Annotated in this window: 29 protein-coding genes; 10 read left to right on the plus strand and 19 right to left on the minus strand. The window is 55.1% G+C overall.

Annotated elements, in window-relative coordinates; translation table 11 throughout:
• Positions 1 to 58 precede the first annotated feature (58 nt).
• From def to tig, 4 genes are read right to left on the minus strand one after another with little or no spacing between them, the layout of a single operon-like run.
• Entirely contained in the window at positions 59 to 574 is a 516-nt protein-coding gene (gene def / locus AB1763_11190; protein MEW5833388.1) for a peptide deformylase, read from the minus strand.
• Positions 575 to 581: 7 nt separating this feature from the next.
• Complete coding sequence (locus AB1763_11195) at positions 582 to 1,646, minus strand: diguanylate cyclase (GenBank protein ID MEW5833389.1); 1,065 nt, start codon at positions 1,644 to 1,646, stop codon at positions 582 to 584.
• 13 nt (positions 1,647 to 1,659) lie between these two features.
• On the minus strand, positions 1,660 to 2,256 hold the full coding sequence (clpP, locus tag AB1763_11200) for an ATP-dependent Clp endopeptidase proteolytic subunit ClpP (GenBank protein ID MEW5833390.1): 597 nt from the start codon (positions 2,254 to 2,256) through the stop codon (positions 1,660 to 1,662).
• Positions 2,256 to 3,557, minus strand: a complete 1,302-nt coding sequence (gene tig, locus AB1763_11205; protein ID MEW5833391.1) for a trigger factor — start codon at positions 3,555 to 3,557, stop codon at positions 2,256 to 2,258. Before tig ends, clpP begins: the two co-directional genes overlap by 1 nt.
• Positions 3,558 to 3,707: 150 nt before the next feature.
• Between tig and folE the strand changes: the two genes are divergently transcribed.
• The 4 genes from folE (at position 3,708) to AB1763_11225 (ending at position 7,941) form a co-directional block, all read left to right on the plus strand.
• Positions 3,708 to 4,295: a GTP cyclohydrolase I FolE gene (folE, locus tag AB1763_11210; protein ID MEW5833392.1), complete on the plus strand. Its 588-nt coding sequence runs from the start codon at positions 3,708 to 3,710 to the stop codon at positions 4,293 to 4,295.
• A gap of 3 nt (positions 4,296 to 4,298) precedes the next feature.
• The gene (gene fliI / locus AB1763_11215; GenBank protein MEW5833393.1) at positions 4,299 to 5,606 is read left to right on the plus strand and encodes a flagellar protein export ATPase FliI; all 1,308 of its coding nucleotides are present in this window, start codon (positions 4,299 to 4,301) and stop codon (positions 5,604 to 5,606) included.
• A gap of 132 nt (positions 5,607 to 5,738) precedes the next feature.
• Positions 5,739 to 6,953 (plus strand): NifS family cysteine desulfurase, encoded by a 1,215-nt coding sequence (locus tag AB1763_11220; protein ID MEW5833394.1) that lies wholly within the window; start codon positions 5,739 to 5,741, stop codon positions 6,951 to 6,953.
• 13 nt (positions 6,954 to 6,966) lie between these two features.
• Positions 6,967 to 7,941, plus strand: a complete 975-nt coding sequence (locus AB1763_11225; GenBank protein ID MEW5833395.1) for an iron-sulfur cluster assembly scaffold protein — start codon at positions 6,967 to 6,969, stop codon at positions 7,939 to 7,941.
• 105 nt (positions 7,942 to 8,046) lie between these two features.
• On the opposite strand, the gene AB1763_11230 is transcribed toward AB1763_11225, so the two are convergent.
• The 8 genes from AB1763_11230 to AB1763_11265 are packed head-to-tail and all read right to left on the minus strand — an operon-like array spanning position 8,047 to position 16,438.
• Positions 8,047 to 9,507, minus strand: a complete 1,461-nt coding sequence (locus AB1763_11230; GenBank protein MEW5833396.1) for a PhoH family protein — start codon at positions 9,505 to 9,507, stop codon at positions 8,047 to 8,049.
• Between the two features lie 50 nt (positions 9,508 to 9,557).
• On the minus strand, positions 9,558 to 10,631 hold the full coding sequence (gene aroC / locus AB1763_11235) for a chorismate synthase (GenBank protein MEW5833397.1): 1,074 nt from the start codon (positions 10,629 to 10,631) through the stop codon (positions 9,558 to 9,560).
• A complete protein-coding gene (gene rnc / locus AB1763_11240; protein ID MEW5833398.1) occupies positions 10,628 to 11,308 on the minus strand; it encodes a ribonuclease III in 681 nt (226 codons plus the stop codon). The genes aroC and rnc overlap by 4 nt, the downstream gene beginning before the upstream one ends.
• The gene (gene rnhA, locus AB1763_11245; protein MEW5833399.1) at positions 11,308 to 11,742 is read right to left on the minus strand and encodes a ribonuclease HI; all 435 of its coding nucleotides are present in this window, start codon (positions 11,740 to 11,742) and stop codon (positions 11,308 to 11,310) included. The genes rnc and rnhA overlap by 1 nt, the downstream gene beginning before the upstream one ends.
• Positions 11,717 to 12,760: a tetratricopeptide repeat protein gene (locus tag AB1763_11250; protein MEW5833400.1), complete on the minus strand. Its 1,044-nt coding sequence runs from the start codon at positions 12,758 to 12,760 to the stop codon at positions 11,717 to 11,719. Before AB1763_11250 ends, rnhA begins: the two co-directional genes overlap by 26 nt.
• Positions 12,761 to 12,766: 6 nt before the next feature.
• Complete coding sequence (locus AB1763_11255) at positions 12,767 to 13,231, minus strand: hypothetical protein (protein MEW5833401.1); 465 nt, start codon at positions 13,229 to 13,231, stop codon at positions 12,767 to 12,769.
• Positions 13,231 to 14,826, minus strand: a complete 1,596-nt coding sequence (recJ, locus tag AB1763_11260) for a single-stranded-DNA-specific exonuclease RecJ (GenBank protein ID MEW5833402.1) — start codon at positions 14,824 to 14,826, stop codon at positions 13,231 to 13,233. Before recJ ends, AB1763_11255 begins: the two co-directional genes overlap by 1 nt.
• Positions 14,810 to 16,438 (minus strand): CTP synthase, encoded by a 1,629-nt coding sequence (locus AB1763_11265; protein ID MEW5833403.1) that lies wholly within the window; start codon positions 16,436 to 16,438, stop codon positions 14,810 to 14,812. The genes recJ and AB1763_11265 overlap by 17 nt, the downstream gene beginning before the upstream one ends.
• A gap of 128 nt (positions 16,439 to 16,566) precedes the next feature.
• Here AB1763_11265 and AB1763_11270 point away from each other — a divergent pair, with 128 nt between their 5' ends.
• Positions 16,567 to 18,183 carry a cation:proton antiporter gene (locus AB1763_11270; GenBank protein MEW5833404.1) on the plus strand — a complete coding sequence of 539 codons (1,617 nt, stop codon included), beginning with the start codon at positions 16,567 to 16,569 and terminating at the stop codon, positions 18,181 to 18,183.
• A gap of 13 nt (positions 18,184 to 18,196) precedes the next feature.
• Here AB1763_11270 and AB1763_11275 read toward each other — a convergent pair whose 3' ends face one another.
• Genes AB1763_11275 through secG form a run of 4 tightly spaced genes read right to left on the minus strand, consistent with a single transcriptional unit; the run spans position 18,197 to position 20,021 of the window.
• Complete coding sequence (locus tag AB1763_11275) at positions 18,197 to 18,511, minus strand: hypothetical protein (protein ID MEW5833405.1); 315 nt, start codon at positions 18,509 to 18,511, stop codon at positions 18,197 to 18,199.
• Complete coding sequence (pyrE, locus tag AB1763_11280) at positions 18,511 to 19,119, minus strand: orotate phosphoribosyltransferase (protein ID MEW5833406.1); 609 nt, start codon at positions 19,117 to 19,119, stop codon at positions 18,511 to 18,513. Before pyrE ends, AB1763_11275 begins: the two co-directional genes overlap by 1 nt.
• Positions 19,120 to 19,121: 2 nt before the next feature.
• Positions 19,122 to 19,679, minus strand: coding sequence for a ribosome recycling factor (gene frr, locus AB1763_11285; protein MEW5833407.1), 558 nt, complete (start codon positions 19,677 to 19,679; stop codon positions 19,122 to 19,124).
• A 24-nt stretch (positions 19,680 to 19,703) separates the two neighbouring features.
• The gene (gene secG / locus AB1763_11290; GenBank protein ID MEW5833408.1) at positions 19,704 to 20,021 is read right to left on the minus strand and encodes a preprotein translocase subunit SecG; all 318 of its coding nucleotides are present in this window, start codon (positions 20,019 to 20,021) and stop codon (positions 19,704 to 19,706) included.
• A 134-nt stretch (positions 20,022 to 20,155) separates the two neighbouring features.
• On the opposite strand from secG, the gene AB1763_11295 reads away from it, so the two are divergent.
• From AB1763_11295 to AB1763_11310, 4 genes are read left to right on the plus strand one after another with little or no spacing between them, the layout of a single operon-like run.
• Positions 20,156 to 21,118, plus strand: coding sequence for a zinc ABC transporter substrate-binding protein (locus AB1763_11295; protein ID MEW5833409.1), 963 nt, complete (start codon positions 20,156 to 20,158; stop codon positions 21,116 to 21,118).
• A complete protein-coding gene (locus AB1763_11300) occupies positions 21,109 to 21,870 on the plus strand; it encodes a metal ABC transporter ATP-binding protein (GenBank protein ID MEW5833410.1) in 762 nt (253 codons plus the stop codon). The genes AB1763_11295 and AB1763_11300 overlap by 10 nt, the downstream gene beginning before the upstream one ends.
• Positions 21,871 to 21,878: 8 nt before the next feature.
• Positions 21,879 to 22,676, plus strand: coding sequence for a metal ABC transporter permease (locus AB1763_11305; protein ID MEW5833411.1), 798 nt, complete (start codon positions 21,879 to 21,881; stop codon positions 22,674 to 22,676).
• A complete protein-coding gene (locus tag AB1763_11310; protein MEW5833412.1) occupies positions 22,673 to 23,356 on the plus strand; it encodes a methyltransferase domain-containing protein in 684 nt (227 codons plus the stop codon). Before AB1763_11305 ends, AB1763_11310 begins: the two co-directional genes overlap by 4 nt.
• On the opposite strand, the gene AB1763_11315 is transcribed toward AB1763_11310, so the two are convergent.
• Positions 23,346 to 24,614, minus strand: a complete 1,269-nt coding sequence (locus AB1763_11315) for a leucine-rich repeat-containing protein kinase family protein (protein MEW5833413.1) — start codon at positions 24,612 to 24,614, stop codon at positions 23,346 to 23,348. The genes AB1763_11310 and AB1763_11315 overlap by 11 nt on opposite strands.
• A gap of 173 nt (positions 24,615 to 24,787) precedes the next feature.
• Here AB1763_11315 and AB1763_11320 point away from each other — a divergent pair, with 173 nt between their 5' ends.
• Positions 24,788 to 25,162, plus strand: coding sequence for a hypothetical protein (locus tag AB1763_11320; GenBank protein ID MEW5833414.1), 375 nt, complete (start codon positions 24,788 to 24,790; stop codon positions 25,160 to 25,162).
• Here AB1763_11320 and AB1763_11325 read toward each other — a convergent pair.
• Both AB1763_11325 and AB1763_11330 read right to left on the minus strand, forming a co-directional pair.
• Positions 25,156 to 25,563: a thiamine-phosphate pyrophosphorylase gene (locus AB1763_11325; GenBank protein MEW5833415.1), complete on the minus strand. Its 408-nt coding sequence runs from the start codon at positions 25,561 to 25,563 to the stop codon at positions 25,156 to 25,158. The two genes, AB1763_11320 and AB1763_11325, sit on opposite strands and share 7 nt — an antisense overlap.
• Complete coding sequence (locus AB1763_11330) at positions 25,553 to 26,260, minus strand: Bax inhibitor-1/YccA family protein (GenBank protein ID MEW5833416.1); 708 nt, start codon at positions 26,258 to 26,260, stop codon at positions 25,553 to 25,555. The genes AB1763_11325 and AB1763_11330 overlap by 11 nt, the downstream gene beginning before the upstream one ends.
• Positions 26,261 to 26,566: the final 306 nt, after the last annotated feature.

Here is a 26,566-nt window from a genome sequence, read left to right on the forward strand (position 1 = left end):
AAATGTTATTTTTGGGTAAATATTGCAAAATGCAAACAGGAAAGGGAGGGGCAAGAGGCTATTTTTTCTCTTTTTGGGCCCGTTTATACTCTTTTTCAAATTTTTTTCGGCGGTTGTAGGAGAGTTTTTCGATAAACAGTTTGCCGTCGAGATGGTCGATTTCATGCTGAATCGCGATGCAGAGCAGTTCGTCCGCTTCGAGTACGCACGCTTCGCCGAAACGGTTCTGGTAATGAAGCGTCAGCGTCTCGTAGCGTTCGACGTCCTCGTAAAACCCCGGAACACTCAGACACCCTTCCTGGTAGAGCGTGGTGCCGCGCGGATTGTGGATAACCGGGTTGATGATCTCGATCAGACGCTCGCGCGGCTGGTTCCCTTCTTCGTCGGGTATGCACAGTATCAGCGCGCGGATCGGATTGGCGACCTGGATGGCGGCGAGGCCGATGCCGTTGGAGAGCATCATCGTGTCAAACATGTCGTCGAGGAAGCGGTGCAGCGTTTCGTCGAACTCGGTGACGGGGGAAGATACGGTTTTGAGAATCTTATTGGGGTAGGTGATGATCGGGAGAATCATGAAAGCCTTATTCGTTGCCGGTTGCGACCATGTAGCGCAGTTTCGGATTCTCATCGGCCAGATTCATCGCATCGAGGGTATTGACGAGAGTCTGCTCAACCCCTTCGGCCGCCGTCATTTCGGCGATCCCGATCGCGATGCGCAGCTGAATCTCTTTTTCGGCCAGAAAGAAATTGCTCGAAGCGACCAGGTCGTACAGACGCTCGGACGCGCGTTTGGCGCTTTCGATGTCGGTATGTTTGAGGACCATCGCGAACACCCCTTCACCGTAATGGGCGACGATATCGCTGCGGCGGGAGGTTTTGAGCAGCAGCCGCGCGACGGTGCGGATCATCAGCTGCTGTGCTTTCTCGCTTTGGATAATCGAGCTGGTCTCTTTGGAAAGGCGTACGGTGATGAGAGAGCTTTTGTGTTTGAATTCGTCGATGAGATTGCGCTCCTGCTCGAGTTTGGTGAGAAGATAGCGTTTGTTGTAGACGCCGTACTGGTTGTCGAAAATCGTTTCGTTCTCGACCTGTCGGACGATCCCCGCGGTCTCGTCGTACACGGTTTTCATGTGCGTGACCTGTTTTTTGAGGATTGCGCTGAGCTTGTTGACGTCGTTGCTCAGCGAGGAGAGCAGATCACTGGCCCCCGCTACGGTCGGGACGCTTTTCATCTCTTCTTTGCGTTTGTCGAGGATTTTTTCCATCAACGCGATGTTTTTGTAGAGGGTGGCACTGAGCTGCAGGATGTTTTTGATCGAGAGAAAACCCTGCTTCAGGTTTTTTTCGAGTTCGACACTTTTGTCGTCATGGTTATCCTCTTCAAGTTCCAGGATCGAACCGATCTGGCGGCGGAGGCTTTCGCTTTTGTCTTCGAGGATGCGGTCGAAGTAGAGGGCAAAATTATTGGGGGTCGGGGGGAGGTTGTCTGAGATCAGTGCGCTCAGAACCTCTTTCGCAAAAATTTCCAGATCGCTGGTTGGGTCACTTAAAGAACCGGTACTGATACTCATAAAACTGTTGCTCCCGTCAGGATTGGTTTGGGCGGCAGGCCGCGGTGAGCGTTTGAGATCACTGAGACTCGCCATGAAACATCCCTAATTATTTGTCGTCTTTTTCTTTTTGGACAAGCACTTCGTCAATGATACCATAACTTACCGCTTCTTCGGCGGACATGAAATTGTCACGGTCGGTATCTTTTTCGAGTTTTTTGACGCTTTGTCCGCAGTTGCGGGCCAAAATTTCATTCAGTTCGGCTTTCATCCGAAGAATCTCTTTGGCCTGAATTTCGATATCGGTGGCCTGGCCCTGCGCTCCGCCGAGGGGTTGGTGGATCATGATCCGCGCGTGGGGAAGGGCGTAACGTTTGCCCTTCGTCCCCGAACTGAGCAAAAAGGCGCCCATCGACGCCGCCTGGCCGATACAGATCGTGCAGACGTCGGGACGGATATAGTTCATCGTGTCGTAGATCGCCATCCCCGAAGTGATGACGCCTCCGGGCGAGTTGATGTAGAAGTAGATGTCCTTGGTCGGATCTTCCGCTTCCAGGAAAAGCAGCTGCGCGACGATGGAAGAGGATACGGCATCGTTGACTTCGCCGCTGAGCATGACGATACGGTCTTTAAGCAGACGCGAATAGATATCATAGGAGCGCTCTCCGCGCCCCGTCTTTTCGATGACGTAAGGGATGTAGCTCATTAGGCCTCTTTGATTTTGTCGTTGAGCAGTTTGCTAAGGACGCGATCTTCGATCATCGCCATCTGGATCGCCGGAAGGTATCCCGATTCCTGGTAGTGTTTGTAGATCGCAGAGGGATCTTGGCCCATCTGCATCGCTTCGAAATAGATCGTCTGCATCAGTTCCTGCTCGCTGACGGCAACGTTTTCGGCGCGGGCGAGGGCATCGACGATGAAGGTCGCTTTGACGGCGCGGCACGCGTCATCGCGGAATGTTTCACGCAGCGCTTTGACTTTTTCCGCGTCGTTGCGGAGCTCTTCGAGTTCCGCTTCGGCCATTTCACGCGCTTTTTTGTTCAGCGCCATGTCCATCTCCTGCTCGACGATGAATTCGGGAAGATCGATCGTAAACGCGTTGACGAACGTTTCCATCAGTTTCGGTTTGAGCTCGTCGTTGTAGATTTTGCTCATCTCTTCGCTCTCGAGCTGCTCTTTGACTTTTTCTTTGAGCATGTCGAGGTTGGCGTCGTCATATCCGGGGAGCATTTTTTTGGCGAGTTCGTCGTCGATGCTGACCGCTTCTTTGGCCTGGATCGCATTGACTTTGACTTTGAACTGGGCCGGTTTGCCCGCGAGTTTGCTTCCGCCGTAGTTTTCGGGGAACGTCACGTCGATCGTTTTTTCTTCCCCTTTTTTCATACCGATCACCTGGTCTTCAAAACCGGGGATGAACTGGCCGCTTCCGAGGCGGAGGCTGAACCCTTCGGCTTTTCCTCCCTCGAACGCTTCACCGTCGACGAATCCTTCGAAATCGATCAGGGCCGCGTCACCGCTGATCAGCGCTCTGTCTTCTTCGACGTTGACGAAGGGGGCCTGTGCGGTTGCGAGCTCTTCGATGCGCTGCATGACGGCTTCGTCGCTGATTGCGGGCTTGGCGACTTCGGGAACCATGGCGGCGTAATCGCCCAGTTCGATCGCCGGGCGGATCGCCAGGGTCACTTCGACGTCGATGCCGTTGTCGTTTTTATCGAATTTGGTGATCTGGGGTTCGCCGATCAGGGCGCTTGCCGCGATCTCCATCGCTTTGAGCCCTTCGTCGAGCAGGTCGCGGAGCGCTTGCGCTTCGGCGTCTTGTACCAGGCGGTCACCGTATTGTTTTTTGACGGCGCTGACGGGCACTTTTCCTTTGCGGAAACCGGCGATTTTGGCCTCTTTGCTGAGCTGGTTGGCGATTTTTTCGATGTTGGCATCGATGGTATTGCGGGTGATGGCTGCGTTGATTTTGGCGTTCGCAGAGTCGATTTTATTCGTTGTGATTTGCATTGAATCCCTTTGTTGTCGTTGTCTTGACAGACTAAATGGGGGCAATAATACCCAAAATGCTCTGATAAGTCCATGAAGGATCCGTTTTGCTCATCTGCTCCTCAGCAAAAACGTGATAAAGTAAGACCATCAAGATTGGACGAGAGAACGATGTCAAAAACAACTACCCAGCAAGCATTCGAAGACGCGGTTAAGACGATGATCCGCTACGTCGGCGAAGACGAAACCCGCGAAGGGCTCCTCAAAACCCCCGAGCGGGTGATGAAAGCCTACGAATTCATGTTCGGAGGGTACAATGAAGATCCGCAGGCGATTTTGAATTCGGCGATGTTCGAAACTTCCAACGACGAGATGGTGCTGATCAAAGACATCGAATTTTATTCGACATGCGAACACCATCTCCTTCCGATTATCGGACGGGCCCATGTCGCCTATATCCCCGACGGAAAAGTGGTCGGCCTCTCCAAGATCCCGCGCGTCGTCGACGTCTTCGCGCGCCGGATGCAGATCCAGGAGCAGCTGACCGAACAGATCGCCGACGCGCTGATGCACGCGATCAGCCCCAAGGGGGTCGCGGTGGTCGTGCAGGCGCGTCACATGTGCATGGAGATGCGCGGAGTCGAGAAAATCAGTTCCACGACCACCTCGAGCGCGCTGCGGGGATTGTTCAAACGGGACGAAAAAACGCGGATGGAGTTTTTCAACCTGATCAACTCTCCGGCCGGAACCCGATACTAAACGATGCCGCTCAAAACCCTCCGAAGCCGTCTGGGAATCGAAAAGCTCACCACCCTGTTCGGGACGATTACCAAAATCAGTCCGACGGTCATCGTCGCCGAAGGACTCCATGTCAGCATCGGAGATACCGTACTGATCGTTTCGGAGGTGAACGGCGCCCAGGCGATGGGGATGGTGAGCGAGGTGGAGAGGAACCGTTTTTTTATCACCCCGTTTCGTTTTGTCGAGGGATTCCGGACGGGAGACAAGATCTATCCGAACCAGACGGGGATGATGATCGAGGTCGGGGATGCGTTGCTGGGGCGGGTCGTCGATCCGTTCATGAACCCGGTCGACGGGAAGGGGCCGATCGGTTCGACCCATCTTGAACCGATCATCAAAGCTCCGATTGCGGCGATGAAGCGCGGAATGATCAACGAGCCCTTTCGCGTCGGGGTCAAAACGATCGACGGACTCCTCACCTGCGGAAAAGGGCAGAAGCTGGGGATATTCGCCGGAAGCGGCGTCGGCAAATCAACCCTGATGGGGATGATCGTCCGCGGCGCCCAGGCCCCGATCAAGGTGGTCGCCCTGATCGGGGAGCGGGGGCGCGAGGTCCCCGAATTTATCGAAAAAAATCTGGGCGGCAATCTCGAAAACACGGTCATTGTCGTCGCCACCAGCGACGATTCGCCGCTGATGCGCAAATACGGGGCGTTCAGCGCCATGAGTGTGGCGGAGTATTTTAAAGGCAAGGGGCTGGACGTTCTGTTTATGATGGATTCGGTGACCCGTTTTGCCATGGCGCAGCGCGAGATCGGCCTCGCCCTCGGAGAACCCCCGACCTCAAAGGGGTATCCCCCCTCGTCGCTGACGTTGTTGCCGCAGTTGATGGAGCGGGCCGGCAAAGAGGAAGGCAACGGCTCCATCACCGCTTTTTTTACGGTTCTGGTCGAAGGGGACGACCTGAGCGACCCGATCGCCGACCAGTCGCGTTCGATCCTCGACGGTCACATCGTCCTCTCGCGGGAACTGACCGATTTCGGGATCTATCCGCCCATCCATATTCTCAATTCGGCATCGCGGGTGATGAACGATATCATCTCCCCCGAACATTTTGCCGCCGCCCGGCGGTTCCGCCGTCTCTATACTTTACTTAAAGAGAACGAGATGCTGATCCGCATCGGCGCCTACGTCAAGGGGACCGATCGGGAACTGGACGAAGCGATCGGGAAACGGGAGCAGATGGAGAAATTCCTTTCGCAGGGGGAAAAATTCCAGACCGATTTTCAGGAAACGGTCGATCAGCTGATCGCGATGATGGCCAACTGAGGCGGAATCCTTAAAGCACGTTAAACATAAAAAACCCTTAAGGTTAGTATAACGAGCTTTGCTCTATTATCCCGAAAGTTAAACAAGAGAGAATTTGTCTTTTATTGAGTGACGATTTCTCGAGGAGAATCTATGCAAGTCTATTTGGACAACAACGCCACGACCAAAGTCGACCCTGCCGTCGTCGAGGCGATGATCCCGTTTTTCAGCGAAATTTACGGGAACCCCAACTCGCTTCACCGGTACGGCACCGCTTCGCATCCGGCGATCACGAAAGCGATCAACCAGATGTACAAAGCGATCAACGCGGGCGACAACGACGATATCATTTTTACGTCGTGTGCGACCGAATCGAACAACTGGGTGCTCAAATCGGTATGGGTGGACAAGATCCTTAACGGCGACAAGAACCACATCGTCACGACCGAGGTGGAACACCCGTCGGTCCTTTCGACCTGTAAATTCCTCGAAGAGCAGGGGGTCAAGGTCACGTATCTGCCCGTCAACGATCAGGGGATCGTCGAAGCGCATACCCTGCGCAGTTTCATTACTGATAAAACCGCCCTCGTTTCGGTCATGTGGGCCAATAACGAAACGGGGATGATCTTCCCGATCAAGGAGATCGGTGAAATCTGTAAAGAACGGGGGGTGCTGTTCCATACCGATGCGGTACAGGCCGTCGGTAAAATTCCCGTCGACGTCCAGGACGTCCACGTCGATTTCCTGTCGATGTCGGCCCACAAATTCCACGGTCCCAAAGGGATCGGAGCCCTCTACATCCGCAATTCCGAAGCGTTGACCCCGCTGCTGCACGGCGGCGAGCACATGGGGGGACGCCGTTCGGGAACCCTCAACGTCCCCTACATCGTAGGAATGGGTAAGGCGATCGAACTGGCCACCGAAAACCTTGAAGCCAAAATGGCCTCGATCCGTGCCAAGCGCGACCGGCTCGAAGACGCGCTCCTCGCCGAACTGAACGACGTGATGGTTGTCGGGAACCGCGACAACCGCACCCCCAACACGATCCTCATCTCGATCCGCGGGGTCGAAGGGGAAGGGATGCTGTGGGATCTCAACAACGCCCTGATCGGTGCATCCACCGGATCGGCCTGTGCCTCCGAGGACCTCGAAGCCAATACCGTCATGCTGGCCATCGGGGCCGACCACGAGTTGGCCCATACGGGGATCCGTCTGAGCCTGTCGCGCTTTACGACCGACGAAGAGATCGATTACGTCATCGACGCGTTCAAAAAGGCGGTCGTGCGGTTGCGCGCGATTTCAAGTTCTTATGCAAAAGTTCAGCCGACACCGGGTGGTGAGGCTGCGGAATGCAATATCCACCACTGAGAAGGAAACAATTATGGCAAAAAATGATCTTTTGGGCGGGTCTCTCTGGGACCAGTATTCGAACAAAGTTACGACGCTGATGAACAACCCCCAGCATCAGGGGGAGATTACGCAAGAGGAGTGCGACGCGGCCGGACATAAGCTCATCGTTGCCGATTTCGGGGCGGAGAGCTGCGGCGACGCGGTTCGCCTGTACTGGGAAGTCGATCCCGCGACCGACACCATCGTCAACTCGAAGTTCAAAAGCTTCGGGTGCGGTACGGCGATTGCGAGTTCGGACATGATGACCCAGCTGTGTATCGGTAAAACGGTTCAGGAAGCGGTCAAGATCACCAACATCGACGTCGAGTTCGCCCTGCGCGATACCCCCGACGTTCCGGCCGTTCCACCGCAGAAAATGCACTGTTCGGTCATGGCTTACGACGTCATCAAAAAAGCGGCGGGGCTTTACCTCGGCGTCGACGCCGCGAGCTTCGAAGACGAGATCATCGTCTGTGAATGTGCGCGCGTCAGTCTCGGAACACTGCGCGAAGTGATCCGCCTCAACGACCTCAAAACCGTTGAACAGATTACCGACTACACCAAAGCGGGCGGTTTTTGTAAATCGTGCATCAAGCCGGGCGGACACGAAGCGCGCGAGTATTATCTGGTCGATATTCTCGCCGACGTCCGTCGCGAGATGGATGAAGAGAAGATGCGTGCGGCCGCGGACGCGGGAACGCACGGCGATTTCGAAACGATGACCCTCGTGCAGAAGATCAAGGCGATCGACAGCGTCATCGATGAGAGCGTGCGTCAGTTCCTCGTCATGGACGGCGGGAACATGGAAGTCATCGACATCAAAGATTCCCCCGACTACATCGACGTCTACATCCGCTACCTCGGGGCCTGTTCGGGATGCGCGAGCTCCACGACGGGAACGTTGTACGCCATCGAGGCGACCCTCAAAGAGAAACTTTCTCAGAAGATCCGCGTACTGCCGATCTGATTTTATACGCCGTTGGAGCAAAGCTCCCACGGCTACGCTCACGCTTAGTTTTCCTCGGCGGAAAGCCCGCGCACGTTTGCGTGCTTTTTACTCCCCCCAGAATGATCAAAAATTCTTATCAAACCAGTCGGCTACCTGGCTGCGGATCGTGTGGCGCAACTGGATTCCCGCGATAAAGTCGTTGTGTTGCGCTTTGTTGAGCAGGGTCACGAGGGCGTTGCGCCGTTTGGAGAGGAACGGATGGTCGATCTGACCGGGGTCTCCCATCACGACGAGCCGCGTCTCGTCTCCCATCCGCGTTCCGATCAGTTTGAGGGTGGCGTTGGTCATGTTCTGTGCCTCGTCGATGATGACGAATTTGCGGGAGATGGTCGTTCCCCGCATGTGGGCGATGTCCATCGCTTCGATGTTGTATTTTTTCATAAAGATTTCGGTCGCATTTTCCCGTTTGATCGAATTGGTGTTCCCCGTGTATTCGACCCGTGCGTCGATGGAGTATTTGCTCTGGTGCTCGATCGTAAAATTGATGGCGGCATAGAGGGGATACATGAAATACCCCAGTTTCTGCTCTTCGTCCCCTTTACGAAATCCCAGTTCGGACTGCGGATCGTTCGAAGTGACGGTGTTTCGGGCATAGACGATCCCCTCGACGATCCCCTCTTCGACCAGTTCCAGCCCCGCCTGCAGCGCGACGAGGGTTTTTCCCGAACCGGTCGAGCCCGAGACGACGGTGACGTAGTTTTGGGGATGGGTCATCATCGCGTAATAGAATTTTTGCTCGAGGTTGAGGGGGCGTACGAGGCTTTCGTCGAAGTGTTCTCCGAAACGGCGGTCGAAATCGCACCATTCGATCTGGCCGTTGATGCTCAGGGCATGGCGCTGGATTCCCGTTTCGTACATTTCCGAAGCGGCGCTGAGCGCCTTTTGGACGAAGGTGATCTGGTCGAAGTTGTGATGGGTTTTATCGGCGGGGAGAGCTGGGGTCTCCTCGTACTCGTAGGTGTAGGAAAAATCGATTTTCTCGGGGGCTTCGACGCTGCTGTTACGGATGCTCTGCGACTGTATGCCGCGGATTTCTGCGGCGATCCGAAACGACATGTCGTTGGTGAGGAGCGTAAGATCGTAGTCGTCGGCTATTTCGGCGATTTTAGCGTCATTAAGCCCTTTCGGTTCGGAAAAATGGGCCGATACGCGGTAGTGTTCCCGATGAACGATGTAGAGGTCGATCAGGTTTGCTTCGCCTCCGTGTAAGGAACGGTCGAAGTTGAGCGAGAGCCGATAGTAGCGGTCGTTTTGACACAGGTTATGGTCGATGCGGCTTCGGACGCATTCGGGGAGTTCGACGGAGCTGATCGGCTCCCCCCAGGCAATGTCGGCGAGGCGGAAAAATTCCCGCGCCTGAAAGCCCGCTTCGGAGCGCATGTCGTCTTTTTTGCTGTTAAGCTCGGACAGAACGACGTTGGTAATGACGACGCCGTTGAGGTTCTCTTCGCTGATTCGGAGGATATTGGTCGGATCGTCGAGGATAACGGAAGTATCAAGGAGATAGCAGTTTTGTGTGCCCACGCGGAAACCTTATGATAAAGATTTCCTATGGTAGGGTATTTTTTCTTAAATTAGCCGTAATACCCTTTGAGACCCTGCATCGTCCGCCCCATGTTGAGCAGTACCATGTCTGCGCATACGAGGGCTGCCATCGATTCGGCCACCACCGATCCACGGACGGCGACGCAGGGGTCGTGACGACCTTTGAGGGAAACGTGGACGCTGTGCCCCTGCGTATCGACGCTCTCCTGGTCGATGAAAATCGAGGGGGTCGGTTTGAAATGGACGCGCACGAGGACGTCGTCGCCGTTGCTCATCCCGCCCAGGATTCCCCCCGCGTGGTTGGTTTTGAACCCCTCGGGAGTGATGGGGTCGTTGTTTTCGCTCGCTTTGAGGCGCGCGCTTCGGACCCCTTCACCGATTTCGACCGCTTTGACGGCGTTGATCCCCATCATCGCTTCGGCCAGCACCGCGTCGAGTTTGTAATAGAGCCCTTCTCCCAGTCCTACGGGCAGGCCGCTGATTTTGACGGTTGCCACGCCGCCGACGGAATCGTGGGCATTTTTGGCGCTCAGGATCGCTTCTTTCTGCGCCTCTTCGACGGCGGGATCGAGGGCGTAGATGGGGCTGTTCGCGACGCGGCTGAAATCGAGCGCATCCGCTTCGATCCCGTCAATCGCGCTGATCCCGCTTGCAAAGTCGATCCCCAGTTCCCGGAGCATCAGCTTCGCCACGGCTCCGCCGGCCACCCGCGCGGCCGTTTCGCGTGCCGATGAGCGGCCGCCGCCGCGGTAGTCGCGGATGCCGTATTTATGAAAATAGGTGAAATCGGCGTGTCCGGGACGGAAAATGTCTTTGACGTTCGAATAGTCGCCGCTTTTTTGGTCGGTATTGTAGATCATCATCATGATCGGCGTTCCGGTGCTTTTACCTTCGAAAACGCCGCTGAGGATTTCGACCTTGTCGGCTTCTTTGCGAGCGGTGGCAAACTCGTTTTGTCCCGGACGGCGGCGGTCGAGCTCGCTCTGGATGTAGGTTTCGTCGATGACGAGACCGGCGGGAACGCCGTCAAGAACGCATCCGATCGCCTTGCCGTGCGATTCTCCAAAGGTGGTGATCGTAAAACGTTCCCCGAACCGGTTCATTTGAGCTCCTTGTTCAGCATCTCCAGGGCGATTTTGGCCGCCTCCTGCTGGGCTTGTTTTTTGCTTTTGCCGCAGGCTGCGGCGTACCGTTTTCCGTCGATGCTCACGGCCACTTCGAACTCTTTTTTATGATCGGGGCCGTGGGCGGCGATAAGGTCGTATTCGGGAGTGATCCCGAAATGGGCCTGCGTCAGCTCCTGCAACGAGGTTTTGTAGTCTTTGAACAGCGAATCCAAAGAGATGTCGTCGTGGACGTTTTCGAGGAGATGGATCGTGATCTCCCGGACTTTTTCCAGCCCCGTTTCGAGATAGAGCGCCCCCATGACCGCCTCGAACGCGTTGGAGAGCAGTGAGCTCTTGGTCCGCCCGCTGTTGTTTTCCTCCGCGTTGGAGAGGTAGATGTATTCTCCGAGATTCAGATGGTTCGCAAGGCGGGTAAAGCCCCCTTCGTTAACGAGGGAGGCACGCATTTTGGAGAGTTTTCCCTCGTCGAAATCGGCGAATTTTTTGTAGAGGTATTCCCCGACGATCAAGTCGAGGACGGCATCGCCCAAAAATTCGAGGCGCTCATTATTGTAGGGCTGTTTGTAGCTTTTGTGCGTCAGCGCTTCAATAAGGAGCTCTTGATTTTGAAAGTGGTACCCGAGCTGTTGCTGCAGGGCTTTTAAATCGTTCATTATGTGTTCAATCCTTCTTTGTATTTTCCCGCTTCTTCGCGGGCGATCCGGTCGCACTCTTCGTTCTCGGCATGCCCGTCATGGCCGCGAACCCACTCCCCCCGTATGACGTGAGGGGCCGATACGGCGAGGTATTCGCGCCACAGATCGGGGTTTTTGACCTTCGCGAAATTGCGTTTCACCCACCCCTCGAGCCATTCGTTGATCCCTTTGATCACGTAGCTCGAATCGGAGACGATCGTCACCTCGCAGGGCTCTTTGAGGGCTTTGAGCCCTTCGATCACCGCGCGCAGCTCCATTCGGTTGTTCGTCGTGTGGGGTTCGCCTCCGCGGACGACTTTTTCGTTCGTTCCGTAGCGCAAAATCGCACCGAATCCTCCCGGTCCGGGATTGCCCAGCGCGGAGCCGTCACTGAAGAGAGTTATTTTCTTCATACCGCTCCCGTGAAAGGTTCATCATCACTTCCACCGTATCGATCGCATGGCAATGGGGACAGCGGTGGAACGGCAGAAACGATATCTGCTTGCACTCGCCGCACGCGTACTCGAACTGCAGGGTCGCTTTTCCGATACCGCATCTGCGCAGGGCGATCAGCACGTCGAGTTCGAAGACGCCGCTTCCCTCCGCGAGGGAGACGGAGCCTTTGGCGCTGAAAAGCTCGCGTAGATACGTATTGCTTGCAATTATATCCAAATCGAGATTATCGTCTCTAAGGCGCCACAACACGTCGCTCAGCCGGGGTGCGAGCGACTGGTCGAAGCGGCTCCATGCGAGCGCCGGGCGGTTGGCGAAAAGCCATTCGAAAACGAGATACCCCAACTGGCGGTGACGCTCGTACAGCTCGATCAGGCGCTCCCCCTTTTCATCGGTTCCGACCGTATGGTCTCCCAACAGCAGCCGGCATTCGAGATAGAGCTTTTCGTGCAGGGAATCGGGGGAGATCTCCTGCAGCGATTCCATCACTTCGAGCGCCTTGTCGTACTGGCGCAGCTGCTCATAGATCAGGATCAGGTAATGGAGCGCCTGCGGAGAGCGGGGATGGTTTTGGAGAATCTGTAAAAAACTCTGGCGCGAACGTTCGAGGAAACCTGCTTTGAAATAATTTTTTCCCAGCAGCAGCAACACCTCTTTTTGGAACGTCGTTTCCCGGTTTTTGGAAAGGAGGGCGTGATAGATTTCGACGCTTTTTTCGAAATTTCCCTGCATTTCGTAGCTGTGGGCGAGCATGAGCCACGATTCGTTGGGGAGGGAGTTGGTCTGCACCTGATCGCGTAGCCGGTTCTCGTCTTCGAGCGATTCGAATTTTCCGAGGAACGATTCAAGATCGCGGTGCCCCCTGGCCGTTTTGTGCCGCCCCCACCAGTAGCTCAGAAACGAAAGGACGAAGAGGAGGAAGAAAAAGACGATGACGCCGAAAAGAGGGTCTCGGAATTCGATGAAAAATGTATCCATGCCGTATTATAGCTTTTGCAGCGTGATTTCGCGAATGATGCGGCTGGCAGGATCGATCCGGTAGCGCAGTGGGGAATGCTCAAGGGTACATTCCTCCCCGCTGCACCGTATATTGGGCAGAGCCGGGAGAACCTCGCCCGTTTTTCGCCCGGTTTCGTCGGGGATGAGGGGAGAGATGACGGTGATTTTGGCAACGGCTTCGCCGCTCTTGTCGGGAAAAACGTAGCCCAGTGCGGTCTCGTGGCGTTTGAGGATGAAGAGGGTTTGGGCACCCTGCGGAACGATCTGGGAGAGTTTTTCGACGCCAAGCCCCGGGAATCGCCCCTGAATGAGGGATGCTTCGAACCGTTCGCCCGCCCGTAGCGTTCCGAGCCCTTCGGAGGTGAGGGTCATGGGATAGGGGAGCGAGGGGTCGTGCGGCGTATCGCATCCCCAGAAGAGGAGCCCCAGCAGAAGGATCATCCCGCGCATCAAAAGATCCTCTCAAGCATCAGCTGCAGCGAAACCCGCCCGTTCCACTCGTTTTTGTTCACGGTGTAGCTGCAGCTCATTGTCCGGCTTTCGGGACATTCGAGGACCTGGCGGAACGCGACCAGCTCGATCGTCTTGGGATGGGTTTTGGAGGGGCGCAGTTCCAGGCGGCTGTGGGATTGGTCGCTCCCGAAAAGTTTGACATTGACCACTTCGGCGTCCCGCAGCAAGAAACGGGGGCGCGGATTCCCCTCCCCGTAAGGTTCGAACCGTTCGAGCAATTCGAGCAGCTCGAAATTGATCATGTGGTGTTCGAGTTCGCCGACGATGTCGCTGTGGGGAATGAAGTCGTTCGGATCGACCGATTCCGCGGCGTGGTTGATATCGCGCCGGAACCGCTCGACGCGGTCGCTTTGCATCGAAAGCCCCGCCGCCATTTTATGCCCGCCGAATTTGTCGAGCAGCGCTTCTTGGGATTTGATGAGCGCGTAGAGGTCGACGTTTCCGATGCTGCGTCCCGACCCTTTGGCGATTCCGTCGTGGACGCTAAGGACGATTGCGGGTTTTTGGAACCGGCTTACCAGCCGCGAGGCGACGATCCCGACGACTCCTTCGTTCCAGTGCTCCCCCGCTACGACGATCACCCGGTCTTCGGGCCGGACCTGAAGCATCGCTTCTTCCGTCGTCTGGGCTTCGGTCTCTTTGCGCAGCGTGTTAAGGGAACTGAGCAGCTCAAATTGTTCAAACGCTTTTTCAGTCGTATCGGCAAGTAGAAAATCGAGGGCGATTTTGGCGTCTTCGAGCCGTCCGGCGGAATTGATCCGGGGGGCGATCTGGAATGCGATGTCTTCGGAGGTGATCGCGGAACGGTTGAGGTAGTCGCGGATCATGACAAACGCCGGAAGCGGGGAACGCTGCATCATTTCCAGCCCGGTTTTGACGATCGAGCGGTTGAACCCGACCAGCGGCATCACGTCGGCGATGACCGCCAGCGCCAGGAACGGGAAAAACTGGCGCATGTCGATCGAGAGCTCCAGCTCCTGCTTGAGCAGCCCCATCAGCAACCAGGCTACCTGCGCGCCGCAGATCTCTTTGTAAGGGTAGGGGCATTCACGCTGTTTGGGGTTGATGATGGCAAAAGCATCCGGGAGGGCATCCGAGGGGGTATGGTGGTCGGTGATGATGAGATCGATTCCGCGCTCGCGGCACACCTCCGCGGCGGCAAAAGCGTTGATTCCGTTGTCGACGGTGAAAACGACATCGGCGCGAATCCGGTCGAGAATCCCGGGAGAGACTCCGTAGCCGTCGCTGAACCGGTTGGGAATCGCGGTTTCGAGGGGATAGCCGATCAGATTGAAAAAGCGTTTGACGATGGCGGTCGAGGTGACTCCGTCGACGTCGTAATCGCCCACGACGGCAATGCGCTCATTTGACCGGATCGCTCGTGCGAGACGTTCGGCCCCCTTGCGGGCGTCTTTGAGCTCTTGCGGATGGGGGATGTCGGAGAGTTTTTCGGATGCGCCGCCGAATCGGCGTGCGAGAAAATCACTCAGTGCGGTATGATCAAGAAGGGGAACCTCAGGCAAGGTTCGCATGCTCAAAAGTCGCTTTGACGAACGCGAGAATCGATGCGTTCGGGCTTTGGAGGCGTGAAGTGAATTCGGGGTGGAACTGAACCCCAAGGAACCACGGATGCTCAGGTATTTCGACCGCTTCGATCAGGCCGTTTGATTCGCCCGTGACGATCATCCCCGCTTTTTCCAGTGCTTCGCGGTAGGTCGGATTGGCTTCGTAGCGGTGGCGGTGCCGCTCATAAATGACCGCTTCACCGTTATAGGCTTCGCGCAGATTCGACCCGGGTTTCGTTTCGCAGGGGTATTCGCCCAGGCGAAGTGTTCCCCCCATCGGGGAGGTGTGGGTGCGCAGCTGTTTTTGGCCCGACTGGTCGATGAAGTTGTCGATGAGGTAGATCATCGGATGAGACGTATGGGCGTTGAATTCGATCGAATTGGCATCTTCGTACCCCAGAACGTTGCGGGCGTATTCGACGATGGAGAGCTGCATTCCCAGACAGATCCCCAGATAGGGGATTTTGTTTTCGCGCGCATAACGGATCGCCTCGATTTTTCCTTCGACGCCGCGGTTTCCGAAGCCGCCGGCGACCAGGACCGAATCACAGTCGCGCAGGAGCGCTTCGGCTCCCTGGGTTTCGATTTTTTCCGAATCGACCCAGTTGATCGCGACGCGGGTATCCAGGTGGGCGCCCGAGTGGATCAGCGCTTCGATGAGCGATTTGTACGACTCTTTGAGCTCGAGGTATTTCCCGACAAACCCGATCGTGATGCGATGTTTCGGGGAGACGATTTTTTTGACGAGCGAGTCCCACTGTTCCATATCGGGTTTGAGTTCCCCCAGTCCCAGTTCCTTGGCGATCGGGGCGAGGATGTTTTGCTGCAGGAAGCTCAGCGGCACGGCATAAATCGTCTGCTCGTCGGTTGCTTCGATAATGCTGTCGGAGCTGACGTCACACGAAAGGGCCAGTTTTTTCTTGAAAGTTTTGGGAAGCGGCTCTTCGCTTCGGGCGATGATCATCTGCGGGGTAATCCCGATACGGCGAAGTTCCTGGACCGAATGCTGGGTCGGTTTGCTTTTGTGCTCGCCTGCGGCTTTGATGAACGGAATGAGGGTGACGTGGATAAAGAACGTCCCTTCCACCTCTTCGTCGTGTTTCATCATCCGGATCGCTTCCATGTACGGCAACCCTTCGATGTCTCCGACGGTTCCCCCCAGCTCTACGACGAGAATGTCATGCCCCTCGCCCGCTTTTTTGATCCGGTCCACGATTTCGCCGACAATGTGGGGGACGACCTGGATGGTCTGACCCAGATACCCGCCGCTGCGCTCGCGCTCGATGACGCTGCTGTAAACCTGACCCGTGGTGAAGTTGCTGGTGCGCAGATAGGAGGTGTTGAGGAAACGTTCGTAGTTTCCGATGTCGAGGTCGGTTTCGGCGCCGTCTTTGGTGACGAAGACTTCCCCGTGCTCGAGGGGACTCATCGTACCGGGGTCGACGTTGATATAGGGATCGATCTTGAGCATACCGACATTTTTGCCGGAGTGTTTGAGAAGGGCGCCGATGCTGGCCGCCGTGATCCCTTTACCGAGTGAACTGAGCACACCGCCGGTTACAAAAATATACTTGGTCATGGGTTGTTCCTTCGAGTTATGGGTCTGATTTGCTGGAAAAAGGCCGGATAAGGCCATTACGGCGACGTCTAGGAGCCGAAATTTAAGTCAGCCATTATATACTTTTATCGCTTATAAAAAGGATAATTATGGAATCAGCCCTCTATTACGTCACGATAGCGCTCGGTATCTCCATCGTCGTCAACCTCATATTGAAACGGCTCGGAGTATCGCAGATCATCGGGTACATCATGACGGGGGTGACGGTGGCGTACGTGTTCGACCTGCGCCACATGGCCGATTCGCATACGCTGGAGATGATCGCCGAGTTCGGGGTTGTATTCCTGATGTTTACGATCGGGCTGGAGGTGTCGCTGCAGCGGCTGGCGACGATGAAAACCGACGTTTTTTTCAACGGTACGCTGCAGGTCGTCGTATCGGCACTGATTTTTTTTGCCCTTTCGTTCTGGGTGCTCCATATCCCTTTCGCCGCCGCACTGATCACTGCGATGGCGCTGTCGCTTTCCTCTACTGCGGTCGTGCTCAGTTACCTCAAGACGACCAAAGAGATCGTCCGTCCCTACGGCCAAAAAGCGACGGGGATTCTGATTTTTCAGGACATTGCGGTGATTCCGATCCTTCTTTTGATCGGATTCCTGAGTTCGGACGGCGGCAGCATCGGCGACGTTTTGCTTCAAACCACGATAAGTGCCGTCCTGATCGTCGGGCTACTTTTTATCGTCGGTAAACGGGTCATGACGTGGCTGCTCCATTTCGCTTCTTCGAGCGAGGTGGACGAGTTTTTCATGGGTTCGGTCCTTGTGATCGTCGTCGGGGCCTCGTTGCTCGCCCACGCGTTCGGCTTCACTTATTCACTGGGGGCGTTCGTCGCCGGGATGATCATCGCCGAAACCCGCTATCACCATAAAGTCGAATCGGACATCGCCCCTTTCAAAGATCTTCTGCTGGGGACCTTTTTCGTCACCGTCGGGATGAAAATCGATCTGGCCCTCTTCCTGAGCCATTTCGGTCAGATCGTCGCGATTCTCGTCGCGATTCTGGCCATTAAAGCCATCGTCATCTTCGGGGTCGTCCGGATCTACTCGAAAGCCAAGATCGCTTTTAAAACCGCCGTCGCGTTGGCACAGGTGGGGGAATTTTCATTTGCGATTTTTGCGCTGGCAGGGAACTACAAGCTCATTCCGCAGGAGCTTTCCCAGATTCTGGTCCTTGCCGTCGTCATGTCGATCATCGTTACCCCTTTTATCCTCTCCAACCTCTCGCGCATCAGCGACTATTTTTTCAAAGGGGTAAGTCTGACCGAGAGTTTCAGCATGCTGCCCGGGCGTCGATATCACGTCATCGTCTGCGGATACGGGGTCGTGGGGAAATTCGTAGCCAAAGAATTGCGCGCGGGCGGGGTCGATTACGTCGTCGTCGACAACAGCTATAAACACGTCGAAGAAGCGCTGCGTGACGGTGAAGAGGTCTATTTCGGCGATATGTCGAAAACGGCGATCCTCGACAAGCTCTTTATCAAAGACGCCTCCAGCGTTATCGTCACCCTGGATAACATGGAAAAAAAGCGTCTGATCTGCGAAGCCGTGATCGCCCACGCGCCAAACGTCAAACTGGTGGTCAAAGTGGTCAACCTCGAAGAGAAGCGTTCGTTGCGGGGATTGCCGATCTCGATTACGATCGACGGGAAAAAAGAGGTGGCCGCACGCCTCGTTTCCGAAGCGATGCGGTGCGAACTGGAGAAATAAAGGATCGAGCTTTTCAGCTCTCCTTCTGTTCGGCCACGAGCCACTGCAGGTAGCGGATTGACCAGTCGAGGTCTTCGAGGGCCGTATCGACCGCTTCAAGAGGCTGGTCGAGATGCTGCTTAAGCTCTTTGAGCCGCTGTTTGAGATACTGCGCCATGCTGTAATAGGCATTGAGCGACGTATCGTCCTGCGCTTTGATGATGAGATCTTCGAGGGTGTTGACGAGCTGCTGTTCGTTGGGGAAAATGTTCCCCGCTTTACGAATCGTACGCTGCACCTTTTGCAGATGCGCCATGTCGACTTTAAAGTTTTCGGGATTGGCCGACATCAGTTCCCCCGAGAACCCGGTTTGATGGCTTCCGAACCGTCCGCACACAGCGGACAGTTCTCCGGCGCGTACATCTCGAAATCGAAATCGGCCAGTGCGAAAAGGGGCTTGTTTTCGGGAAGTGAACAGTTGCTCTTGCGCTCCAGTGCAGAGCCGCTGCGTTTGCAAAAACCGCGGTTGGCGAGTGCGGCGAATCCGACGACCTCTCCGCCGAGCGCTTCGATCGCTTTCGCCGCTTCCATGGCCGAACCGCCGGTCGTGATGATGTCTTCGCAGATGAGGACTTTTTCACCCGGAGTGATTTCAAACCCGCGGCGGATCTGCATCTCGCCGTTTACCCGCTCGGCGAAAATCGAACGTTTGTCCAGCGCCGTTGCGAGGGCGAATCCCGCGATCAGCCCGCCGAGCGCGGGGGCGCAGACGGTGTCGATCGCGATGCCGTCGTTACGGATGATTTCCGCGAGGGCATCGGCGAGGAGCTTGGCGGTTTTGGGATCTTCGAGCACTTTGGCCGATTGGAGATAATACTGCGAATGGTTGCCGGAACTGAGCTTGAAATGCCCTTCGAGCATCGCGTCGGCATCGAGATAGATCTGTTTGACGTTCATGGTCATACCGTCAACAGTTCCTGCTCTTTGTTTTTGAGCAGTTCGTCGATTTTCGCGGTGAATTTGTCGGTGATTTTCTGAACTTTTTCCTGGGCGACTTTCGATTCGTCCTGGGTGATCAGTTTGTCTTTTTCGAGCGCTTTGATTTTGTCGTTCGCTTTTTTGCGGTCGTTGCGGACGGCAACTTTGGCCTCTTCGGCCATCCCCTTGGCTTTTTTCGCCGATTCCTGGCGCTGTTCGACGGTCATCGGAGGGAAGAAAAGTTTGACGTCGGTTCCGTTGTTGTTCGGATTGACGCCGATGTCGGCTTTCTGGATCGCTTTTTCGATCACGCTGAGCATCGATTTGTCCCACGGAGAGATCGTGATGGTCGTTGCATCGGTGGCGAGGACGCTGGCCGCCTGTTCGAGCGGTACCATTGAACCGTAACTTTCGACGCGGATGTTGTCGAGGATCTTGGTCGTCACTTTTCCGGTACGCAGCGTACGGAAGTCGCTGAGCATGTGGTCGACCCCTTTTTGCATCTGTTCTTCACAAAATTGATACACTTCGTTCAGCATAAAATCTCCTTGGCTAATGGTTTGTTACTTGCTGACGTTCGCGTCGTTGGCGATGTTGATCGCCGGCGCCGCGACGTCGGTTTTTTCCACCGAAGCGTCGATAACCGACGCATTTTTCTGCTGTGCGTAGAAATAGCCCAGCGCGATGGTGTTGACGACGAAAACGAATCCTAGGAAAAACGTCACTTTCGCCAGAAAACTGCCGGGACCTTTGGCTCCGAAAACCGATTCGTTCGAGCCGCTGTATGCTCCCAGCCCAATGCTGGAGCTCTTTTGCAGAAGTACCGCGATCGTGATCATGACGACCAAAACGATCTGTACGATGAGCAGAATACCTGTCATAAATTGTCCTTGTGGTTAAGAAAAAGTTCGCGATTATAACACAGTGTCGATGAAGCTTCCATGAAACGGGTCTTGGATTAACCGTCTTTGAACTACAATAGCGTTTACAAATTCATCGGTGCAAAGGTTGTGAAATGGATCTCAAAAAAGAGACGGTATTCGGGGCCGTCATTGCCGCCGCGGTAGCGGGAGTCGTATTTTTCGCACCTTCGGGTGCTCCGAAAGCCGAATCTTCTTCAAGCCTTCCGAGCGTTTCGGTCAGCACGTTTTCGCTCTACGAATCGGCTCGGGCGGTTGCAGGGGAAGGGCTGGAAATTCGTACGATCATCCCGCTGGGAAGTGACGCGCACATGTTTTCACCCACCCCAAAAGAGGTCGCGCGCATCGGTAATTCTTCCCTTTTCGTTTACAGCGGGGCCGGATTCGAAAGCTGGGCGGAGCCGCTCCGCGCATCTTTGCCTCAGAACGTCGAGGTTCTGGACATGAGTAAACACGTGAAACTGATCCGAAGCGAAGAGACCCATGCCGCCCATCATGAAGAGTCACACGAAGACGAACACGATCGCGGGGCTTATGATCCCCATTACTGGCTCGACATCGACAACATGATTCTTATGACCCGAAAACTGGAAGCGGAGTTTTCGAAACTTTCCCCCGCAAATGCCGACCTTTTCCATAAAAACGCCGCGGCCTATGTCGCCGAACTGCAAAAACTCAAAAGCGAGTACGCAAACGGCCTGAAAGAGTGCCGCAGCCGACTTCTCGTCTCGAATCACGATGCGTTCGGCTATCTTGCCCGTTCCAACAGCCTCGAAAGCGTATCGGTCATCGGCCTCTCCAGCGACGAACAGCCCAGCGCGAAAAATATCGCCGACATCGTTGCGCTCGTCAAAGAGCACGGGGTCAAGACCGTCTTTTTCGAAGCGCTGATCAACGACAACGTCGCACAGACCATTTCGCGTGAGACGGGAGCACGGGCGGTCAGCCTGCAGCCGTTGGAGAATATCAGCGAAGATGAGTTAAAATCCCGTGAAACTTACCTCTCGGTCATGCGCCAAAATCTGCACAAATTGAGAGAAGCGATGGAGTGTCGTTGAAATTTTCCCCTCCCTTATTCGAGGTCGAAAACCTTTGTTTCGAACGGCAGGGCCTCTTGGTCCTGAACAAGCTCTCGTTCGCGGTTCTGCCGGGGGAATATTGCGCCATTATCGGCCCGAACGGAGGGGGAAAAACGACCCTGGTACGTCTTCTCCTCGGGCTTGAGAAGCCGACTTCCGGCACCATTCGCCTCTTCGGCACCGAACAAAAGCGATTCAAAGCGTGGAGCCGTATCGGCTATGTGCCGCAGCGTTCGGCCCTGATCGACGGCACTTTTCCGGCAACCGTGCGGGAAGTCGTCGGAATGGGGCGTTACGCCCAGCGGGGGATTTTCGGTTTCGAATCGGTCGAAGACAAGCGGGCGATCGAAGAAGCGATGGAGCTGATGGGGGTTGGTGATCTGCAAGATCGCCTGATCGGCAACCTCTCCGGGGGGCAGCGTCAGCGGGTCATGATCGCCCGGGCGCTTGCGTCGAATCCCGAAGTGCTGATCGTCGATGAGCCCAACACGGGCGTCGATGTCGAATCGCAGCACCGTTTTTACGAACTGCTGCGCCAGCTGAACCGTACGAAAAAAGTGAGTATCCTGTTCATCACGCACGATGTCGGCGTAATCGCCGAAGACATAACGAAACTGTTGTTCGTGAACCAGACCCTGCTGATGGCGCAGAACCCCGCGGAGATGTTGCGCTGCGATGAAATCAGCCGTCTCTACGGAACGCCGGCTCATCTGGTCTGCCACAACCACTAGGGGGGACAATGCTCGAAATGTTCGATTATCCGTTTATGCAGCGTGCGTTGATCGCGGGGACGATCATCGCCCTGCTCGCATCGCTGAGCGGATCGTTCATCGTTTTGCGCCGTTATTCGCTCCTCAGCGAGACCTTGGCGCATGTCTCCCTTGTCGGGGTAGCGGTGGGAATCCTTTTGGGGACGGCGCCCTTATGGATGGCGGTGGCGGCGGCGCTGGCCGCTTCGTGGATGATCGAATACCTCCGAAGCGCCCACGGCCTTTATTCCGACTCAATCCTTTCCATCTTCCTGTCGGGTTCACTGGCCCTTTCCGTCGTCATCATTTCGCTCGCGGGATCGTTCAATGCGTCGCTGTTCAGTTACCTGTTCGGTTCGATTCTCTCGGTAAGCAACCAGGATTTATGGATTATGGGGGGATTCGGAGCCGTCGGGGCCGCGTTGTTGCTCGTTTTTTTCAAGGAACTCTATTTTATTGCGTTTGACGAAGAGGTCGCCCGCGCCAGCGGAATCCGTGTCGCTTTGCTGAATTTCATGCTGGTGAGCGTGATCGCGATCATTATCGCCCTCTCCATCCGGGTGGTGGGGACGTTGCTGATCGGTGCGCTGATGGTGATTCCTCCCGTAGCGGCGATCCGTTTCGGAATGGGATTTTACCCCACGACGCTGCTGTCGCTTGTGATCGCCCTCGTGTCGGTCGTCGTTGGGCTGGGGGCATCGTACCTCTACTCCCTCCCCAGCGGCGCGGCGATTGTTCTGTGTCTGCTGGCGTTTTTCGTCGCCGCGCTGGCGATCAACCGCCGATGAGGGTGCGCGAGGAGTTCTCCCGGTTCGCCGCGGAATACGGGAAATACAACGTGATTCAGGCCGAAGCGGCGCGAAAGCTTTTGGCCGATACTTCCGGTATCCCGCGGCGCATTCTGGATCTGGGATGCGGGAACGGGACCCTTTTTGGAGCGCTCTCTTATGTACCCGAACGGTTCGTCGGCGTCGATTTCTCCGCATCGATGCTTTCGCACCACCCTTTGGCTTCGTGCGTTGAACTAATTTGCGGCGATTTCAACGATGCCGCTTTGTTTGAGCGGCTTTCGACGGAGCGGTTTGATCGGATTTATTCGGCTTCGGCCCTTCAGTGGGCACATGACCTGGACCGCGTATTTGCCTCCATCGTCGCGCTGGAGGCTCCCGTATCGCTGGCGATTTTCACCTCCGGCACTTTTCGGAGTCTTTACGAGACGGCCGGGTTGGAGCCGATCCTCAAATCCGCCGACGAGGTGATGGCCACCGCCCGGTACCGCTTTGACGCACGCTTCGAGATCGTCCGATACGAGATGGAGTTCGAGACGGTGCGGGATATGCTCCGCTACATCAAGCGCAGCGGGGTGAGCGGCGGGCGAAGAGTCCTGGATGTTGCGCAGACCAAAGCGCTGATGCGGGATTATCCGCTGAACTACCTCGAATTCGAAGTGGTGTTTATTACGTCATAAGCATCGGGAATGTGATTTCCGAAAACAGCGGCCTCTCCTCCACCGTTTCATTCATGCATCGTTCCCTTAAGCGTTCCAGCTTTTCGTAGATTTCCCCTTCTTTGATGGGACACAGTGAGAGCATATCCTCCAGCAGGCACCCGAACGCGCGCACTTCGATTCTCTCGAACTCTTTGCGGTGCGGTTCGTAGAAGCTCGCCGCCCCGAAGTCCCCCAGATAGCAGTGATTTTCGTCGTTGATCAGAATATTGTGGGCGTAGAGGTCGCCGTGCATGAGTCCGCGCGCGTGCAGGTGTGCGGCGGCGGAGGCGATCGCACGGGCTACTTCGAGGATGCTTTCGGCGGTGAAGGTGGCTCCCGGTTCGAAGGTATCTCGGGTGCAGGTCTCGAAATCGGGCGGCAGCCCCAGATTGCGGTAAACGCTCGGGATATACTCCAGTACCAGTCCCAGACGCTCGTCCCCTCCGAGCTTCGAGAGGACTTTGATGAGGTGGGGATGTTCCCCGACGCTCATGTAGGCGTTCATCTCATCGTGGGCGTACCCGTCGCTTGTGATGGCGCCTTTGAAGAGTTTCAATGCTACCTCTGCTTCGTGCGGCGTCGAATAGGCTTTGAAAATATCCCCCGACGCGCCGGAGCCCAATTTTTCTTTAACTTCCAGTTCGTCATACCCGATTTCCTGAAATTCGAATCGCGGGTTCGTGCTGCACGGATTTCCCGAAAAAGCCAGCCATGAGAGTTTCGGCAGATTCCACAGCCACGAGGGGATCGTTTCGAGGCGGTTGGCCGAGAGGCGGAGGAGTTCGAGATTGCGACATGAGGCCATCTCATCGGGAAGCTTTTCGAGTCGGTTTCCCGCCAGGGCGCATTTTTGCAGTTGTGCGAGCTTTCCGATCGAGCGGGGGAGATGGGTGAGGCGGTTATCGGTCAGGATCAGCCAGCTGATCCCGTCAGGAAGCACGTCTTCGTCAAATTGTTCGATGAGGTTGCTTTTGAACCCCAGCATATAAAGATTCTCGCACCCCCTGAAGGAGGGGACCGCGCGAAAACGGTTGTTTGAAAAAAAGGCGATTTTCAGGTGGTGCAGACGATGCATGTCGTCGGGGAGGGAGGAGAGGGCGTTATCACTGAGATCGAGGATTTCGAGCGTATCGGCAAGATCGAAAATCTCTTCGGGAAACGTCGTGAGACGGTCGCGCAGATTCAGCCGTCTTATCCCTTTGAGGCTGCCCGAGCGCAATTGTGCGAGTGTATGCATATTTGCCTTTACTGTATAGGAATGGGCGGATTCTAGCGAAAAGCGCCTTGAGCCGCCAAGGCGTATTTGAAATCTTATTTACGATCAGGGATTAATTCAAAATCGCGCGCGTTGTTTGATAAAAAGGGTTATATTCTATGACAATTTCTATTGATTTGTGCAAGGAGAATATGATGAAAGGGATCGAAAAATACGACAATCTACACGAGGTGATCCCCAAGCTTTTCCCGGTACTCGTCGAAGCGATCCAATCCGAATTTTTGGAGATTAAAGAGATTAACCGCGAATGCGAAAAATTCATTGCGACGTGTGAGCGTTTTCCGGAGCTCAAAAAAGCCAAATACGTCATTTTTTCCCAGCACATCAAAAAGAACGAGCACAAAAACGAACTGTTCGCCTTTATCGATGCCGAAGGAAATATTCTCCGCCATATTACCGGAAGGGAAATGGAACTGTACGGTTTGCTTGGGTCGTGTTCGAACCTGCACGTTTCCGAAGAGTTCGAAGAACAGCGTCGCCATTGCAGCGGCGACGAATGCCGTCATTGAGATAACAGGTTTTTCTTTTCCAGTACGTAGAGTTCGTAGCGGATATGCTTGAAACGCTCGCTCGATGCGGGGTCTGCGATTTTATACAGCTCTTCCAAAACCCGGGACGACTCCTGTGCCCGTTTGTAATTCGCAATTAATATGGAACGCAGGTCGGTCCGATTCATCTCACTGGGCATTGTGGGACGCAGTACATCGTTCTCGCTGTCGCGCGAAGCGAGCAGCTCTTCGAGCGGTTCGATCCGGCATAGATGACGCAGATTCTTCAAAGCCGTGGAGAGTTCCTTGTCATTGTGAACATAGCGCGCTATGTCCTCAATCACACGGATCCCTTCTTTGAGACGGTTCAGGTTGGCGTCCGCCACCCGAAGGAGTTCGGGGGGGAGGGAGTTATTCGTCATTGTTTCCGAAAATGCCGAACAGCTGGAGCAGCGTCACGAAGAGGTTGAAGAAGTCGAGGTAGAGCGCAACGGCTCCGTCCATCGGCGTCTCATACGCTCCGCGAATCACGTTTTGGGTATCGATGAGAACCATCACGCTGATCACGAGGAGAAAAATCGCCTGAATCGCCACGTACAGGATCGGGCTTTTCAGGAAAAAGACGTTGATCAGTGAAACCGCCAATATAATAAAGAAAGCGATCATGATCGGTTTGGACCAGCTGGTAAAGTCTTTCGTGCTTTTAATCGCAAAGAAACTGAGTCCGCCGAACAGTGCCGCCGTCATGAAAAACGCGTTTCCGACGATCGTCGCCCCGCCGGCCATTCCGAGGATATGGCTGAGGAGAGGCGTGATGATGACGCCGCTGGCAAAGGTAAAGGCAAACAGCCCGACCATGTTTACTCCGGGTTTGTTCTTGATGAACTGCAGTCCGAACATCCCAAAGAGCATCCAGGGGATAGCGATCCACCAGTAGTTGGCCGCGACGATTCCCGCATACGGGATACCGACGTAGGCACCTACGCCTCCCGCCAGCATCGAAGCGGCGAAAAGTTTGTAGGTATCTTTTACAAACGAAACGATCTGCGCTTCACTGCGGTGAGCGCTCTCGTAGCCAAAAGCACCTTCACGTGCGTATTCGCGATCATATAAAGCCATTGCTTTTTCCTTTATAAGGTATTTTATAAAAGGGATTATACAGAATTTTGATTAACCGTTCGTTTGTCAAAGAAAAGAGAAGAAGAAGGATTCGGGGTGAAAATGGGTAAAATGGTTACAAAAAATGGGACGTGAAGCGGAAAATAAATTTTTTTTGCCATATTTCGGATGTTTGCGCAAAAACCTCTTGACATTCGTCGGTATTTTTCCTATAATTCCCGTCCACAAACGCTGAGAGGCCTTGAGTTAAGGCTTTGAGTTTTGGGTTTGAGATCATTGAAAACTAAGCAGGGATGGCGGTTGAGC

The organism is Campylobacterota bacterium, assembly GCA_040752835.1.
In the GTDB taxonomy this organism is placed as follows: Bacteria; Campylobacterota; Campylobacteria; order Campylobacterales; family Sulfurimonadaceae; genus Sulfuricurvum.